General features: G+C 72.4%; 12 protein-coding genes and 1 pseudogene. 7 read left to right on the top strand and 6 right to left on the bottom strand.

Annotation, left to right across the window (positions count from 1 at the left end):
- Positions 1 to 46 precede the first annotated feature (46 nt).
- The 3 genes and pseudogenes from CLV43_RS35135 to CLV43_RS49665 all read left to right on the top strand — a co-directional run bounded on the left by CLV43_RS35135 (position 47) and on the right by CLV43_RS49665 (position 3,701).
- A complete protein-coding gene (locus CLV43_RS35135) occupies positions 47 to 3,085 on the top strand; it encodes an AfsR/SARP family transcriptional regulator (protein WP_106193040.1) in 3,039 nt (1,012 codons plus the stop codon).
- Positions 3,086 to 3,307: 222 nt separating this feature from the next.
- A pseudogene (locus tag CLV43_RS49670) lies at positions 3,308 to 3,361 on the top strand (hypothetical protein); the annotation flags it as partial.
- A gap of 196 nt (positions 3,362 to 3,557) precedes the next feature.
- The gene (locus CLV43_RS49665; RefSeq protein WP_245887212.1) at positions 3,558 to 3,701 is read left to right on the top strand and encodes a hypothetical protein; all 144 of its coding nucleotides are present in this window, start codon (positions 3,558 to 3,560) and stop codon (positions 3,699 to 3,701) included.
- A gap of 10 nt (positions 3,702 to 3,711) precedes the next feature.
- Here CLV43_RS49665 and CLV43_RS35125 read toward each other — a convergent pair whose 3' ends face one another.
- The 4 genes from CLV43_RS35125 to CLV43_RS35110 all read right to left on the bottom strand — a co-directional run bounded on the left by CLV43_RS35125 (position 3,712) and on the right by CLV43_RS35110 (position 8,867).
- Entirely contained in the window at positions 3,712 to 5,307 is a 1,596-nt protein-coding gene (locus tag CLV43_RS35125) for a glycoside hydrolase family 13 protein (RefSeq protein WP_106192861.1), read from the bottom strand.
- A gap of 71 nt (positions 5,308 to 5,378) precedes the next feature.
- A complete protein-coding gene (locus tag CLV43_RS35120) occupies positions 5,379 to 5,762 on the bottom strand; it encodes a globin (RefSeq protein WP_106192859.1) in 384 nt (127 codons plus the stop codon).
- Between the two features lie 98 nt (positions 5,763 to 5,860).
- Complete coding sequence (locus tag CLV43_RS35115) at positions 5,861 to 6,760, bottom strand: mechanosensitive ion channel family protein (RefSeq protein ID WP_106192858.1); 900 nt, start codon at positions 6,758 to 6,760, stop codon at positions 5,861 to 5,863.
- Positions 6,761 to 6,773: 13 nt separating this feature from the next.
- On the bottom strand, positions 6,774 to 8,867 hold the full coding sequence (locus CLV43_RS35110) for a prolyl oligopeptidase family serine peptidase (RefSeq protein WP_342749837.1): 2,094 nt from the start codon (positions 8,865 to 8,867) through the stop codon (positions 6,774 to 6,776).
- A gap of 139 nt (positions 8,868 to 9,006) precedes the next feature.
- Between CLV43_RS35110 and CLV43_RS35105 the strand changes: the two genes are divergently transcribed.
- A complete protein-coding gene (locus tag CLV43_RS35105; RefSeq protein ID WP_211304701.1) occupies positions 9,007 to 9,678 on the top strand; it encodes an HNH endonuclease in 672 nt (223 codons plus the stop codon).
- Between the two features lie 58 nt (positions 9,679 to 9,736).
- Here the strand turns inward: CLV43_RS35105 and CLV43_RS35100 are convergent, their stop codons facing one another.
- On the bottom strand, positions 9,737 to 10,402 hold the full coding sequence (locus tag CLV43_RS35100; RefSeq protein ID WP_106192854.1) for a DUF2345 domain-containing protein: 666 nt from the start codon (positions 10,400 to 10,402) through the stop codon (positions 9,737 to 9,739).
- Between the two features lie 265 nt (positions 10,403 to 10,667).
- On the opposite strand from CLV43_RS35100, the gene CLV43_RS35095 reads away from it, so the two are divergent.
- Genes CLV43_RS35095 through CLV43_RS35085 form a run of 3 tightly spaced genes read left to right on the top strand, consistent with a single transcriptional unit; the run spans position 10,668 to position 12,644 of the window.
- The gene (locus CLV43_RS35095) at positions 10,668 to 11,867 is read left to right on the top strand and encodes an MFS transporter (RefSeq protein WP_170156154.1); all 1,200 of its coding nucleotides are present in this window, start codon (positions 10,668 to 10,670) and stop codon (positions 11,865 to 11,867) included.
- A 38-nt stretch (positions 11,868 to 11,905) separates the two neighbouring features.
- Positions 11,906 to 12,163 carry an aa3-type cytochrome oxidase subunit CtaJ gene (ctaJ, locus tag CLV43_RS35090; protein ID WP_106192850.1) on the top strand — a complete coding sequence of 86 codons (258 nt, stop codon included), beginning with the start codon at positions 11,906 to 11,908 and terminating at the stop codon, positions 12,161 to 12,163.
- Positions 12,150 to 12,644 carry a DUF5130 family protein gene (locus CLV43_RS35085; protein WP_106192849.1) on the top strand — a complete coding sequence of 165 codons (495 nt, stop codon included), beginning with the start codon at positions 12,150 to 12,152 and terminating at the stop codon, positions 12,642 to 12,644. The genes ctaJ and CLV43_RS35085 overlap by 14 nt, the downstream gene beginning before the upstream one ends.
- A gap of 152 nt (positions 12,645 to 12,796) precedes the next feature.
- On the opposite strand, the gene pepN is transcribed toward CLV43_RS35085, so the two are convergent.
- The gene (gene pepN, locus CLV43_RS35080; protein ID WP_106192847.1) at positions 12,797 to 15,361 is read right to left on the bottom strand and encodes an aminopeptidase N; all 2,565 of its coding nucleotides are present in this window, start codon (positions 15,359 to 15,361) and stop codon (positions 12,797 to 12,799) included.
- Positions 15,362 to 15,416: the final 55 nt, after the last annotated feature.

Below are 15,416 nucleotides of genomic sequence, written 5' to 3'. Positions count from 1 at the left end.
GGAACGGCTACGGTGGTGATCGGTGCACGGCCCGCTGGGGGAGCACATGGAGTTTCGGGTCCTCGGACCGGTGGAGGCGTACCGCTCCGGTACCGCCGTGCCGGTCGGCGGGCCCAAGCCGCGCACGCTGCTGGCGCTGCTGGCCGTGCACGCGGGCCGGGTGGTGTCGCAGGAACAGCTGGTCGACGCCGTCTGGGGTGACGACCCGCCGGAGCAGACCCGTGCCGCCGTCTACACCTACGTGTCCACGCTGCGCCGGGCGTTCGGCGACGACGCCGACGTGCTGGGCCGCAGCGGCGGCGGTTACCTGCTCGACGCCGCGTCGGACCTGGTCGACCTGCACGTGTTCACCGCCGAGGTCGGCGCCGGCCGTCGGGCGCTGGCCGAGGGTGACATCGAGGAGGCCGCCGCGCGCTTCACCGCCGCGCTGTCGGTGTGGCGCGGACCGGCCCTCGGCGGCGCTCAAGGAGCGTGGGCCGAGGCCGAGCGGTCCCGGCTGGAGGAGCTGCGGCTGGCCGCCCTGGAGGACCGGGTGGACGCGGACCTGGCGATCGGCCGCGGTGACGCGCTGGTCCCCGAGCTGAGCGCCGCCGTCACCGCGCACCCGTTGCGCGAACGCCTGCGCAGCCAGCTCATGCTGGCGCTCTACCAGTCGGGCAGGCAGGCGGACGCCCTCGCCTGTTACCAGGAGGGCCGCCGGGTCCTGCTGGACGAGCTGGGCCTGGAACCGGGGCAGGCGCTGCGGTCGACGCACGACCGGATCCTGCGCGCCGACGACGGGCCCACCGCCCCTGCCGCGTCGAGGCCGGACGCCGCGGAGCCGCCGGTCGTGCCGCACCGGCCGAGCCAGCTGCCGTTCGACATCGCCGACTTCACCGGCCGGTCGGCCGAGGTCGCCGAGCTGACCGGGCACCTGTCGGCGGAGGGCACCGCGGTCCGGCTGTGCGCGATCTCCGGCAAGCCGGGTGCGGGCAAGTCGACGTTGGCCATGCACGTCGCGCACGCCGTCCGCGCGCACTTCCCGGACGGCCAGCTCTACGCCACGCTGCGCGGTGTCCAGGCCGTGCGGGCCGACCCCGCCGAAGTGCTCGCGGGGTTCCTGCGCGCGCTCGGCGTGGCCGACGCGGCGATCCCGGCCGACCTGGACGAACGCGCCCGCCTCTACCGCACGCTGCTGGCCGACCGGCGGGTCCTGGTGGTCCTGGACAACGCCGCCGACGAGCGCCAGGTCCGCCCGCTGCTGCCCGGCGGCGCGGCCTGCGCGGTGCTCGTGACCAGCCGGGAACGGCTCGGGGCGCTCGGTGGCGCCTCCCAGCTGGACCTGAGCGTCCTCGACGACGCGGCGGCGTTCGAGCTGCTGGACCGGGTCATCGGCGACGGCCGGGCCGCGGCCGAGCCGGACGCCGCGCACGACCTCGTGCGGCTGTGCGGACGGCTGCCGCTGGCCGTGCGCATCGCGGGCGCGCGCCTGGCCGCCCGGCCGCACTGGAAGCTCTCCCGGTTGGCCGAACGGCTGCGCGTGCAGCGCCGGGTGCTCCAGGAGCTGACGATGGGCGACCTGGAGGTCCGCGGCAGCCTCGCGCTGAGCTACGACGGCCTGGCCGAGCGGGAACGGGCCGCGCTGCGCCGGATCGGGCTGCTCGACGTGTCCACGTTCGGCGGCTGGCTGGTCGCCCCGCTGATCGACTGCTCGCCCGAGGACGGCGAGGAGGTCGTCGAACGGCTCGTCGACGCGCAGCTGCTCGACGTCGTGACCAGCGACGAGAGCGGCGCGCTCCGCTACCAGCTGCACGACCTGACCCGCGCGTTCGCCCGCGAGCGCGGGGAGGCCGAGGAGTCCGGCGCCGAGGTCAGGGCGGCGTGCACGCGCGCGGCCGAGTGCTGGCTGGCCCTCGTCGAGACCGCGGGTCAACGGATGCCGCACGCCACCCTGGAGGTCTCCGCCCAGCCGAGCACGTCGTCCTACCTGGGGCAGGACCTCACCGACGAGCTGCTGACCGACCCGGAGGCCTGGTTCGACGCCGAGCAGACCGACCTGGTCGGCGTGGTCGAGCGGATCAGCGAGCTGGACCTCACCGACATCGCGACCCGGCTCGCCGCGGCCCTGTGCTCGTCGCGGTTCTCGGTGCGCAACCTGTTCGGCCAGTGGTGGCGCACCCACTCCGCCGCGCTGGAGGCCGCCCGCCGGGTCGGCGACCGCGACGGCGAGGCCCGGCTGCTCGCGGGGCTCGGCTGGCTGCGCTACGAGCAGGACCGCTTCGACGAGGCCGCCCTGTACTACGAGCAGGCGCTGGAGGCGTACGCGCACACCTCCGACGCGCACGGCCAGGCGTCGGCGCGGCTGGCGTTGAGCACCGTGCAGCGCGAGCACGGCCTGCTGGCGAAGTCCCGCGAGTCCCTCGACCTCGCACTGGCCGAGCTGCGCGCCCTCGGCGAGCCGCACGCCGTCGCCCAGGCCGTGCACGAGCTCGGCCGGGTGCTGACCGAACAGGGCGAGCTGGACGCCGCCCTGGAGGCGTGCGAGCGGACCCTGGCGACCTACGAGTCGTTCGGCGACCGCCGCGGCACCGCCATCGCGCACCGCTCGCTCGCGATCGTGCACCGCGCCGCGGGCAGGTACGACGAGGCCGCCCGCCGCGGCGAGGTGGCCGTCGACACCCTGCGCCGCCTCGGCGACCGGCTGATGTCGGCCTACGCCGTGCAGGCGCTGGCGAAGGTCCGCATCCGCCAGGGCCGCGGCGACGCCGTCCGCAGCGACCTGCTGGAGTGCCTGGCGACGTGCAACGACATGCAGGACGGCTTCGGCCAGGCGTTGCTGCTGCGCACCCTGGGCGAGCTCGAGCTGGCCGTGGGCAGGCCCGAGGTCGCGCACCGCTACCTCGAACGCTCCCTGCAGTGGTGGACCGCGCTCGGCCTGCCGGTCTGGCGCGCCCGCACGCTCCGCGACCTCGCCACCGTCCAGGCCGCGCTCGGCGAGGCCGACGCCTCGGACCGCACGTGGGCCGAGGCGTTGTCGATCTTCGAACGCCACGGCTGCCGCGAGGCCCGCGAACCCCGCCCCGACACCGTCCTGCACCCGGCGTGACCCGACGCGGTGGACACGCGGCGCCGCGCGCGTGAACACTCGCGCGACGACCACCGTGGGGAACGGCGCGACCGGTCGGGAGTCGTGACGAGGTACCGGCTTTTCGGGAGGACGGGCCTTCGGGTCTCCGAACTGTTCCTGGGCGCCACGGGGTTCGCTACCGACGACGCCCACCGCCTGACCGCGGACCTCAACGCCGCGGGCAACCACCGCAAGAACCTGATGCGCTCACTGGACAACAGCCTCCGGCGGCTGCGCGTCGACCACGTCGACGTGTACTGGGTGCACGTGCGGGACCGGCACACGCCGATCGAGGAGACCGTGCGCGAGGTGGCCGCCGGCGTCTCCGCCACCCCGGCGCAGGTGGCGATCGCCTGGTACCTGGCCAAGTCCCGGTCCGTGCACCCGATCATCGGCGCCGGCACGGTCGAGCGCCGGCACGGTCGAGCAGCTGGCCGACGACCTGGGCGCCGTGGACGTGCTGCCACCGGAGGCCGTGCTGCGCCTGGACTCCGCGACCGGCTTCTCCGTCGGCTTCCCGGCGGAGTTCATCGAGCAGTGCGAGCGGCACCCGATGGTCTTCGGCGAGGACCACCCGCGCCTGGACGGCCGCTGAGCACCCGCCGTCAGACCAGCCACACCGAGGTGTCCGGGGGCAGCTGCGCGCCGTCCATGGGACCGCTGGAGATCAGGATCTCGCCGGGCGGCAACGGGACCGACGCGCCGGAGGTGTTGAGGGCGCAGATGAGCCCCCCGCCCTTGCGGCGGAACGCGAAGCAGCCGGGAGGGGCGCCGTACCACTCCAGCTCGTCACCCGAGATCGCCTGCTGCGTCTTGCGCAGCTCCAAGGCGTGCCGGTAGAGCGACAGCATCGAACCGGGGTCTTCGAGCTGCGCCTCGGCCGTCAGGTGGTTCCACTCGTTGGGTACCGGCAGCCACGTGTGCGCGTTCTGCGAGAACCCGAACGGCGGGACGTCGCCCTCCCACGGGATCGGCACGCGGCAGCCGTCCCGCCCGCGCTCGGTGTGCCCGGAGCGCTCCCAGGTCGGGTCCTGCAGCGCCCACTCGGGCAGCTCGACGTTCGGCAGGCCCAGCTCCTCGCCGTTGTACAGGTACACGACGCCGGGCAGCGCCAGCTCCACCAGGATCATCGCCCGCGCCCGCTTCTCGCCGAGCGCCCCGCCGCCGTAGCGGGTCACGTGCCGCACCACGTCGTGGTTCGACAGCGTCCACGTGGGCGGTGTGCCCAGCGGCTGGACGGCGCCCAGGGAGTGGTCGATCGCCGACCGCACCTGGTCGGCGTCGAACCCGGCCTCGACCAGCCGGAAGTTGAACGCCAGGTGCAGCTCGTCGGGCCGGATGTAGCGGGCGAACCGCTCGTCGTCGGTCACCCAGACCTCGCCGACGGCCATCCGGCCGGGGTAGGAGTCCAGGACCTTGCGGATCATCCGGTGGATCTCGTGCACGCCGTCGTCGTCGAACCGGGGGTCGCGGACGTCATCCCTGAGCACCCCGGACGTGCCGAGCGAGCGCGGGTCCATGTTCGGCAGGTCGAAGGGCTTCGCCATGCCGTGCGCCACGTCGATGCGGAAGCCGTCGACCCCGCGGTCGAGCCAGAACCGCAGCGTCTGCTCCAGGTCGGCGTGGACCTCCGGGTTGTCCCAGTTCAGGTCCGGCTGCTGCGGGGCGAACAGGTGCAGGTACCACTGGCCGTCGCGGACGCGGGTCCACGCGGGCCCGCCGAAGATGCTCGTCCAGTTGTTCGGCGGCTGCGAGCCGTCGTAGCCCGAGCCGTCGCGGAAGACGTAGCGCGAGCGCTCACGGCTGCCGGGTCCCGCGGCGAGCGCCGCCTGGAACCAGTCGTGCCGGTCGCTGGTGTGGTTCGGGACCAGGTCGATGGTGATCCGCATGTTGTGCGAGTGCGCGTCGGCGACCAGCGCGTCGAACGCGGCCAGGTCGCCGAACATCGGGTCCACGTCCCTGGGGTGCGACACGTCGTAGCCGTGGTCGGCCATCGGCGAGCGGTAGAACGGCGTCAGCCACAGCGCGTCGACGCCCAGCAGCTCCAGGTAGCCGAGCCGGGAGCGGATGCCGTCCAGGTCGCCGATGCCGTCGTTGTTCGAGTCGGCGAAGGAGCGGACGTACACCTGGTAGAACACCGCGTCGCGCCACCAGGCGGACTCGTCGGCGATCTCTGGTTGGAGGTCGGAGGATCGTCGCACGAGTGTTCATCCTGCCATTCGGGGTGGCGTGGGTCTCCCCATCCGGGGGCCGGGCGCGGTGGTGGAGGGGGTCAGACCCAGGCGTTCATGAGGCTGTTCGCGGCCATCTCCAGGTAGGCCCAGAGCTGCGCGCGGTGCTCGGGCGCCAGGTCCTCCTCGTCGACGGCGATCTTCATGCAGCGCAGCCAGGCGTCGCGTTCGACCGGGCCGATGGAGAACGGCTGGTGCCGCATCCGAAGCCTCGGGTGGCCGCGCTGGTCGGAGTAGGTGTGCGGACCGCCCCAGTACTGCATGAGGAACATCCGGAAGCGCTCCTCGGCGGGGCCGAGGTCCTCCTCCGGGTACAGCGGTCGCAGCACCTCGTCGGTCGCCACCTCCTGGTAGAAGCGCGCGACGATGCGGTGGAAGGTGTCGTACCCGCCCACCGCTTCGTAGAAGTTCTCCGGAGTGGCCACTCGTCCATCCTGACTCACGCACCGGCCCGCGCGCTCGTCGGGGGGCCGGTGTCGGGGCCACCAAAGGAAGCCCCGGCGGCCCCAACAGCGCAAACCGGCTACGACTTGACCGTGGTCACGCCCGACTTCTCCAAGGCGGGCATGAGTTTCGCGCGCAACGCCCGCTGCACCGACCACTGGCGGCCGGGCCGCACCTTCACCGTGACGCGCATGGTGATCCCGTCCACGGTGACCTTCTCCACACCGAGCACCTGCGGCTTGTCGATGACGTCCTTGGACAGCGGCTCCTCCTCGGTCGCCTCCAGGGACACGCGCTCCAGCACCTCGCTGGCGTCGGCCAGGTTCGAGCCGTAGGCCAGCGGCAGGTCGACGACCGCGACCGCGAAACCCTGGCTGGAGTTGCCGACGCGCAGGATCTCGCCGTTGCGGACGTACCAGACCGTGCCGTTGCCGTCGCGGATCGTGGTGATCCGCAGGCCCACCGCCTCCACGGTGCCGGTCGCGGGACCGAGGTCCACGACGTCGCCGACGCCGTACTGGTCCTCCAGCATCATGAACATCCCGGACAGGAAGTCCTTCACCAGGTTCTGCGCGCCGAAGCCGATCGCCACGCCGAGGATGCCCGCAGACGTCAGGATCGGCGCCACGTTCATGCCCAGCTCGGTGAGCACCTGGATGAACGCGATGCCGAAGACGCCCATGGTGGTCACGGACTTCAGCACCGAGCCGATGGTCTTGGCGCGCTGGTCCCGGCGTTCCGACACCAGCGCGCCCAGGGCCTGCGGAGCGCGTTCCCGCAGGGGGCGCAGCAGCGACGGCTTGCGGTCGGCCTCGCCTCCCCTGGTGAGCCGGTCGATCAGGCGCCGGATGAGCCAGCGGACCACGATCGCGATCAGCAGGATCAGCGCGATGCGCAGCCCCGCCTGGGCGAGCTTCGGCCCGTTCTCCACCCACCAGTCGATGGCCAGCGCCTGCTTGGCGTCATCCAGTCCCTGCACGAACGTCGTCCTCCTACAAGTTCAGCCCCGTCGCGTGGGCGAGGAAGGTCACCTGGTCCACGGCCAAGCCCACCGCGCGGCCGACCGAACGGCCCGCGTGCCCCACCTCGGTCTCCCGGCGGACCAGCACCGGGCGCTTCGTCGCGTCGGACGCGCTGGCGTGCTGCAGTGCCGCGCACATCTTCCGGGCGTGGTTGGGGTCCACTCGGCTGTCCGACTCGAACACCGTGAACAGCACCGAAGGGTACTCAACTTCCGGGCGCACTTGGTGGTACGGGGAGTAGGACGAAAGCCACGTGAACTCTTCGGCCACCGCGGCCGTGCCGTACTCCTCGGCCCACAGCCTGCCCAGCAGGAAGTTCTCGTACCGCACCATGTCCAGCAGCGGGGCCGAGCACACCACGGCCGCGTACAGCTCCGGTCGCTGGGTCAGCGCGGCGCCGACGAGCAGGCCGCCGTTGGAGCCGCCCATGATCGCCAACTGCTGCGGGGTGGTCCACCCGTCGCGCACCAGCCGCTCGGCCGCGGCGTGGAAGTCGTCGAACACGTTCTGCTTGTGCTCGCGCATCCCGGCGCGGTGCCACTGCTCGCCCTCCTCGTCGCCGCCGCGCAGCGACGCGTGCACCCACACGCCGCCCGCCTCGACCCATGCCAGCGTCGTCGCGCTGTAGCCGGGGCCGCGGCCGACGGCGAACCCGCCGTAGCCCGACAGCAGCGTCGGCCGGGGCTCGTCGGGGCTGCGTTCGCCGGACACCACGAACATCCGCACGGTGGTGCCGTCCATGGAGGTGTACTCCAGCTGCTGCGTGACCACATCCGGCAGCTCGACCGCGCCCGGCGCGGCCTCGTGCACCTCGGTCGTGCCGCGCGACAGGGAGTAGCGCAACACCGACATCGGCGTGACGAAGTCGGAGTAGCCGAACCACACGTCGTCGGCGGGACCGTCGTCCACAATGGACATGCCGTGCACGGAGCCGGTGCTGGGCAACGGGATCGGGCCGCGGTGCTCGCCGGTGACCGGGTCGTGCAGGTGCAGCTCGGACACCGCGTGCCGGGTCCGCAGCACGACCAGCGCGCCGTCCAGCCACTTCGCGCCGTCGAGCACCGAGTCGTCCTGCTCGGCGACCACGTCCACCCAGTGCTCCGGGGTCGGGGTGACCGGATCCGTCGCGCACAGCCGGAACCGCGGCGCGTCCAGCGACGTGTGGAGGTAGAGCCTGCCGTCGCGGGCGACCCACGCCGTGCACTGGGCACCGGCGTCGGCGTCGACCACCGGGCGCAGCTCCGCGTCGCCGTGCAGGTCCGCGATCCACACCGAGTCGCGGCGGACCGTGCCGGGCTTGCCGCTCACGACCAGCCACCGGCCGCCGGGCGACACGCTGAGCCCGTAGTAGTAGGTGTGGTCCAGGCCGTCGCCGTGCACCCGCACGTCGGTCGCCGGGTCCGCGCCCACCCGGTGCCGCCACACGCGGCGGTGGAACAGCCGCTCGTCCTCCGGCAGGTCCGCGGGGTCGAGCTGGCGGACGTAGTAGAACTCCTCGCCGCCGGGCAGCCAGCCGACGGGGGAGTAGCGGCAGCGGTCGATCGGGCCCTCGACGAGCTCGCCGGAGTCGACGTCGAGCACGTGCAGCAGCGACTGCTCGTTCCCGCCGACCGACACCTGGTAGGCCAGCAGGGTGCCCTCGTCGCTGGGCGACCACGCGTCCAGCGTCGTGCGCCCGGACGGGTCCAGCGCGCTCACGTCGAGCAGCACGCGCTCGGTGCCGTCGGCCTCGCGCACGTGCAGCACCGGGTGGTCCTGGTCCGGGCCGCGGCGGGTGAAGAACGCCCGGCCCGCCCGCCACGTCGGCGTGGACACCGAGCCGGTCCGCGTCAGCTCCCGCAGGCGCCCGCCGAGCGCCTCGCGGCCGGGCAGCGCGTCCAGCCACGACCGGGCCAGGACGTCCTGCGCGGCCGACCACTCGGCCGTACGGGGGTCCGCGGCGTCCTCCAGCCAGCGGTAGGGGTCCGCCACCGGTCGGCCGTGCAGGTGCTCGACGAGGTCGAGCCGAACGGCGGCCGGGTAGGTCATCGTCGCAGGCAGAGCTGCGGAAGGAACCTCAGTCACCCCGCGAAGCGTAGCGTTGGTTGAAAACCATCACCGTTAGGCCCGCGTTCGCCCACATTTCGATCTCAGGTGTGCTGGGACACGTGCCTTTTGGGGGTGATCTGTGGTCTGCTATGGCTGTACCGGTGGAGGTGGTCGCGTGCCAGACCGACAACCGACCCCGATCGGCGCCCTGACTACGGCCGGGGTAGCGCCGAGGGTCCCTGCTGGCCAAAAACAGGCCATCGTCCGCTCCGTGTCGGACGACGGGGACCGCAATGGGGAGGGTACCGGTCACGCACCGGTCGTGTTCCCCTGGGGTAGAAGAAAAGTGCTCCTGCTCAACGCCACGTTCGAGCCCCTCACCGCGCTGTCGCTGCGCCGCGCGGTCGTGCTCGTCGTCTGCGGCAAGGCCGAGGTCGTCCACGGGGATCCCGCGGGATCCATGGTCCACTCGTCGTCGGCCGAGGTCATAGTGCCGTCCGTGATCCGGCTCAGTACCTACGTGCGCGTCCCCTACCGGGGGCGCGTTCCGTTGACCAGGGCCGGGTTGATGCACCGGGACCGCTTCCGGTGCGCGTACTGCGGCGGTCGGGCCGAGACGATCGACCACGTCGTCCCGCGCAGCCGGGGTGGGCCCCACACCTGGCAGAACTGCGTCGCGTGCTGCGCGAAGTGCAACCACCGCAAGGCGGACAAGCTGCTGTCCGAGCTGGGGTGGCGGCTCCGCGTCGTGCCGAACGCGCCCAGGGGGCCGCACTGGCGGTTGCTGGCAGGCGTCACCGAGGCCGATCCGCTCTGGTTGCCCTACCTCGGCGAGCCCGCTGCCTAGTCCGGCGGGCTCGCGCCTGCGGTGCTGAGGGTGGCCGTGCTCGCGGGCGGTCCGGTCCTCAGGCCGCCAGCGCGAGCTCGTCGCGGCGCGCCGTGATGCGCACCGAGCCGTCCGCGGTGATGCGCACGGAGTCCTCGTGCGCGGTGATCCGCACGGAGTCCTCGTGCGCGGTGATCCGCACGGAGTCCTCGTGTGCGGTGATCCGAACGGAGTCGCTCGCGGTGATCCGCACCGAGTCGTCGTGCGCGGTGATGCGCACGGAGTCCGCCTGAGCCGTGATGCGGACGGAGTCGTCGTGCGCGGTGATGCGCACCGAGTCCTCCCGCGCGGTGATCCGGACCGAGTCGAGCGCCGTGATCCGGACCGAGTCCTCCCGTGCCGTGATCCGCACGGAGTCACGCGCGGTGATGCGCACCGAGTCGCGGGCGGTGATCCGGACGGAGTCGCGGGCCGTGATCCGCACCGAACCGGACGAAGCGGTGATCCGCACGGAGTCCAGCGCCGTGATGCGCACCGACTCGCCCTGTGCGGTGATCCGAACCGAATCCGCGGCCGCCGTGATCCGAACGGAGTCGCGTCGCGTGATCCGAACGGAGTCGTCCATGGTGATCCGAACGGACGCAACAGCCTGATCGCGCCGCTGAACAGTGGTAACGCTGTGCGCTACCTGGCCGTACTTCGAAAGGGTGACGGAGGGGGCCTGGACAGCGGGGATCGTGTACATGTGGTGTCCTCCTGGACGCGCTGAAGCTCGAATTATGGTCGATAGAGGAAATGCAAGACCCGTATAGGTGAAAAGCTAGAAGCCGAGTGGCCCGATGACAAGACGCCAAACCGGCCGCCGCGCGCCGCCGTACGGTCGCAGACCGTCCGGTCGTAGCCGTTGACCCGCGTGAACGGCCTTCGTTGGTGCGATTGTCACCGTCTGGACACGGTGCGTAGCTTCAGGGGAGTTCCCTCGCCGCCGAGGTCGGAAACGAGGTCGTGCCGTGGTCGACGCGCTCCGGGCGACGGGTGTGCGGACGCCGGAGTTCCGGCGGCTGACCGGTGCCTGGGCGACGTCGTTGGTGGGGGACGGGGTGCGCACGGTCGCGCTCCCGCTCTACACCGCGATCAGCACCCGCAGCCCGCTGGCGGCCTCCGCGGTGGCCGTCGCGATGGCGCTGCCGTGGCTGCTGGTCGCGCTGCCCGCCGGTGTCCTGGTCGACCGGTGGCCGCCCCGCCGGGTGGTCGCCGTCGCGCACGCGTTCCGGGCCGTGGTCACGGCGCTGCTCGCCCTCGCGGTGTACACCGACCGGGCGGGCGTGGCCCTGCTGTGCGGGTGCGCGTTCCTGCTCACCGCCGCGGAGACGTTCGCCGACACGGCGTCGCAGGTGCTGCTGGTCGAGCTGGCCGGGCCGGCCGAGCTGGAGCAGGCCAACGGCCGGTTCGTGACCGTCGAGACGGTCGGCATGGACCTGGTCGGCCCGCTCGCCGCGAGCGCCCTGTTCTGGTGGCAGCCCGCCGCCTGCTTCGCCCTGGACGCGCTGACGTTCGTGGTGGCCGCGTACTTCGTGTTCCGGCTGCCCGAGGTCGCGCCCGACCGCCCGCCGCGCACGAACCTGCGCGCCCAGCTCGCCGAGGGCGCGGGCTTCCTCTTCCGGTCGCCCGAGCTGCGGGTGCTCGTGGTCGCCGTGGGCGTGACGGCGGTCTGCGCGTCGGCGGTCAACGCCATGTTCGCCCTGTACGCGGTCACCGAGCTCGGCCTGCCGCCGTCGGCGGTGCCGTGGCTTGTGGTGGTGCTCTCCCTCGGCGCGCTCGCGGGCGCCCGCACGAGCCCGGCGCTGGCCGCCCGGTTCGGCGTCGGCCCCGTCATGGTCGGCGCGCTGGTGCTGCTGGGGGCCGCGTTCGCCCTGTACGGGGCCGTGCCGCTGGTCTCGGTCGGCGTGGTCGCCGTGCTCCTGTTCGGCGTCGCGTCGGCGGGCTGGAACGTCCTGTCCGCCACCCGCAGGCAGCGCCTGACCCCGGTCCCGCTGATGGGCCGCGTCTCCAGCGCGTACCGCGTCCTCACCTGGGGGCTGTCGCCGGTCGGCGCCGCCGTCGCGGGCCCGCTGGCCGTGTCCACGTCGCTCGGCGCGGTCTACCTGGTGGCGGGCGCGGCGACCGTGATCACCGCCACCGTCCTCGCGCGCCCGCTCATGCGCACCTGAGGGCGCCGCCACGTGGGCGATCGGTTACCGTAGCCGCCGTGACCATCGTGGAGACCGTGCTCGTCTTCGCGCTGATCCCGCTGGCCATCTACGGCGTGATCACGCTACTGACGCTGAGGCCTAAGGCCACCCGCATCACCCGGTACCGCCCTGGGCAGGAGTGGGGCTACGCACCGGTGTGGTGGAGCGGAAACCCGGCCGGGGTCAGCTCGACCCACCAGACGTCCGACGCGGCCCCGGCCGGCGAGGGCGTCCCCGCACGCACTGCCAGGGGAGGTGCCCGTGGCAACTGGTGACGTCGTCGTAGCCCGCCGCGCGCAGGAAGACCCGTCCGACCTGGCCGTCGGCGAGGTGATCACCAACAGCGGCAGGCTGTCCGTCGCGCGCATGTACGAGCCGCACGCGCCCGCCGTGCCGTTCACCCCGAGCCAGCTCGCGAGCCTCGACGAGGCCCTCACCCTGTCCAGCCGCGAGACCGGCCTGGACTTCAGCGTGTACCTCGGCGACCTCGCGGACGACACCCGCGCCACCGCCGAGGAGATGCACTCCACCGTCGGCGCGCGCGCCTCGCACGCGGTCCTCATCGCGGTCTCGCCCGGCCAGCGCGTCGTCGAGATCGTCACCGGCGAGGAGTCCCGCCGCCGCATCCCCGACCGCGGCGCGAAGCTCGCGGTCATGAGCATGGTCGCCTCCTTCAAGGAGGGCGACCTCGCCGGTGGCCTCATCGGCGGCCTGCGCATGCTCACCGACCAGGCGGGCTCCGCCCCCAAGGCCTGACCAGTCCCACGACGCACCGGAGGCCGCACCCCGACACGGGTGCGGCCTCCGGTCGTTCCGGACGAGAACCGTACTGGGCGTAACCGGAGAACTGGGAAAAACGTCCGGTACCGGCGGGGTGGGAGGCCGTGCGTTCCCACCCCGCCGAGCCGTCAGGACCGGTCGAACTCCTGTGCCGCCAGTGCGCGCACGATGCCCGCGCGGCCTTCCGACACGAGCCTGCGCAGAGCCGGCGGGTGGTCCGCCGAGGCGAGCCACTCGTCGGACGCGGTCACCGTCTCGGGTGTGATGGACCACGCCGGGAAGAGTCCGACGACCATCGACTGGGCGCGTTCGCTGGAGCGCCGTTCCCACACCCCGGTCACGTCGGCGAAGTACCGCTCGACGTACGGGGCGAGCAGCGCCTTCTGGGACGCGTGCGGGATGCCGGCGATGATGGCCTCGCTGACCGCGTTCGGCAGCTCGTCGTCGTTGACCGCCCGGTCCCACGCCTCGTCCTTGGCCTCGACCGTCGGGCGCAGCGCCCGCGAGGACTCGGCGCGCCGACGACCGGTGGCGGTGGGGTCGCGCTCCTCCTCGGCGGCGATCTCGTCGAGACCGGCCGCGCCGTGCGCGACGAGCGCCTGGAGCAGCCGCCAGCGCAGGTCGGTGTCGACCTCCAGGCCCTCCAGCACGTCCGAGCCGTCGTACCAGCCGCGCACCACGGCCAGCGCCTCGTCGTCGAGCACCGAGCCCGCCAGCGCGTTCGCGAACGCCAGCTGGTGGTCGGAGCCCGGCTCGGCGGCGCGCACCAGCTCCAGGGTCTTGGTAGTGAACCGGCGCCAGCCCTCGTCGCGCCACGAGGCGTCGGCGTAGGACGACAGCGCGGTCTGCGCCTGCAGCAGCAGCCGCTGCACCACGCCGACCTCGGTCTCCGAGTGCAGCCCGCCCAGCACGAGGTTCACGAAGTCGCGGGCCTTCAGCTCGGCCTCGCGGGTCATCTCCCACACCGCGGACCAGCACAGCGTGCGCGGCAGCGGCTCGGCGATGTCGGAGATCCGGTCGACCAGCGTCGTGAGCGAGTCCGGGTCGAGCCGCATCGTGCAGTAGGTGAGGTCGTCGTCGTTGACCAGCACCAGCTTGCCGCGCGGGAGCCCCACCAGGTCGGGCACCTCGGTGCGCTCACCGGTGATGTCCAGCTCCACCCGCCGCGTGCGCACCAGCTTGCCGCTGCCGTCGTCGTCGTACACGCCGACCGCGATCCGGTGCGTGCGCAGCTCGCCGGCGCCCGGCCGGGCCCCGCTCTGCAGCACGGCGAAGTCGGCGAAGTTGCCGTTGGTGTCCACGGAGAACTTGGGGCGCAACGGGTTCAGGCCCGTCGTCTCCAGCCACTGCGCGCTCCACCACGACAGGTCGCGGCTCGACGCCTCCTCCAGCGCGCCGAGCAGGTCGGCCAGGGTCGCGTTGCCCCACGCGTGCTTGGCGAAGTACACCCGCAGCCCGGCCAGGAAGTTGTCCAGCCCCACGTAGGCCACCAGCTGCTTGAGCACCGAGGCGCCCTTGGCGTAGGTGATGCCGTCGAAGTTGACCTCGACCGCCTGCAGGTCCGGGATGTCCGCCGCGACCGGGTGCGTCGAGGGCAGCTGGTCCTGCCGGTAGGCCCACGACTTCTCGATCTTCGCGAACGTCGTCCACGCGTGCTTGTACTCGGTGGCCTCGGCCTGCGCGAGCACCGACGCCCAGGTGGCGAACGACTCGTTCAGCCACAGGTCGTCCCACCAGCGCATCGTCACGAGGTCGCCGAACCACATGTGCGCCATCTCGTGCAGCACGGTCTCGGAGCGGCGCTCGTAGAGGTAGCGGGTCACGCGGCTGCGGAAGACGTAGTCCTCCAGGAAGGTCACGCAGCCCGCGTTCTCCATCGCGCCCGCGTTGAACTCCGGCACGAAGCACTGGTCGTACTTGCCGAACGGGTACTTGACGCCGAACGCCTCGTGGTAGAACCCGAAACCCTGCTTGGTCTCGGTGAACAGCCGCTCGGCGTCCATGTGCGGCGCGAGCGAGGCGCGGCAGTACAGGCCGAGGGGAATCGTGGAGTCGCCGTCGGTGAACTCGTCGCGCCACTCCGCGTACGGGCCCGCGACCAGCGCGACCAGGTACGTCGACATCGGCTTGGTCGTGCCGAAGGTGTGCTTGTCAGCGCCGCCCGCGGCGTCCTCTGTGGACTCGATCGCGGAGTTGGAGATGACCTTCCAGTCCGACGGCGACGTCACGGTGAGGTCGTAGACGGCCTTCAGGTCGGGCTGGTCGAAGCAGCCGAACATCCGCTTGGCGTCGGCCGTCTCGAACTGCGAGTACAGGTAGACGCTGCCGTCGACCGGGTCGACGAAGCGGTGCAGGCCCTCGCCGGTGTTCATGTACCGGCAGTCGGCCTCGATCGTCAGCTCGTTGGTCTCCGCGAGGTCGGGCAGCGGGATGCCGTCCTCCTCGCGGTAGCCGGAGACGTCCAGCTCCACACCGTTGAGGACGGCCCGGTGCACGGTGGCGGCCACGATGTCGATCCAGGTGGACGCCCCCGCCGCCAGGCTGCGGAACGCAACCGTCGACGTCGAGCGGAACGTCTCCGACCCCGGCTTGCCGCCGCCGTCGGTCAGGTCCAGCTCGATCCGGTAGGAGTCGACTTCCAGCAGCGCCGCGCGCTGCTGGGCCTGGTCGCGAGTGAGGTTGGGTGCCGCCACTGGTCACCTCGTCTGCCGGCGTCCCCGTGCTCGACACCGACGTCGTCGGAATGGG

The sequence above is a fragment of the Umezawaea tangerina genome (assembly GCF_003002815.1).
GTDB classification, from domain to species: domain Bacteria; phylum Actinomycetota; class Actinomycetes; order Mycobacteriales; family Pseudonocardiaceae; genus Umezawaea; species Umezawaea tangerina.
The sequence above is the reverse complement of the archived record's forward strand: the minus strand, read 5'-3'. Positions and strand labels throughout refer to the sequence as shown.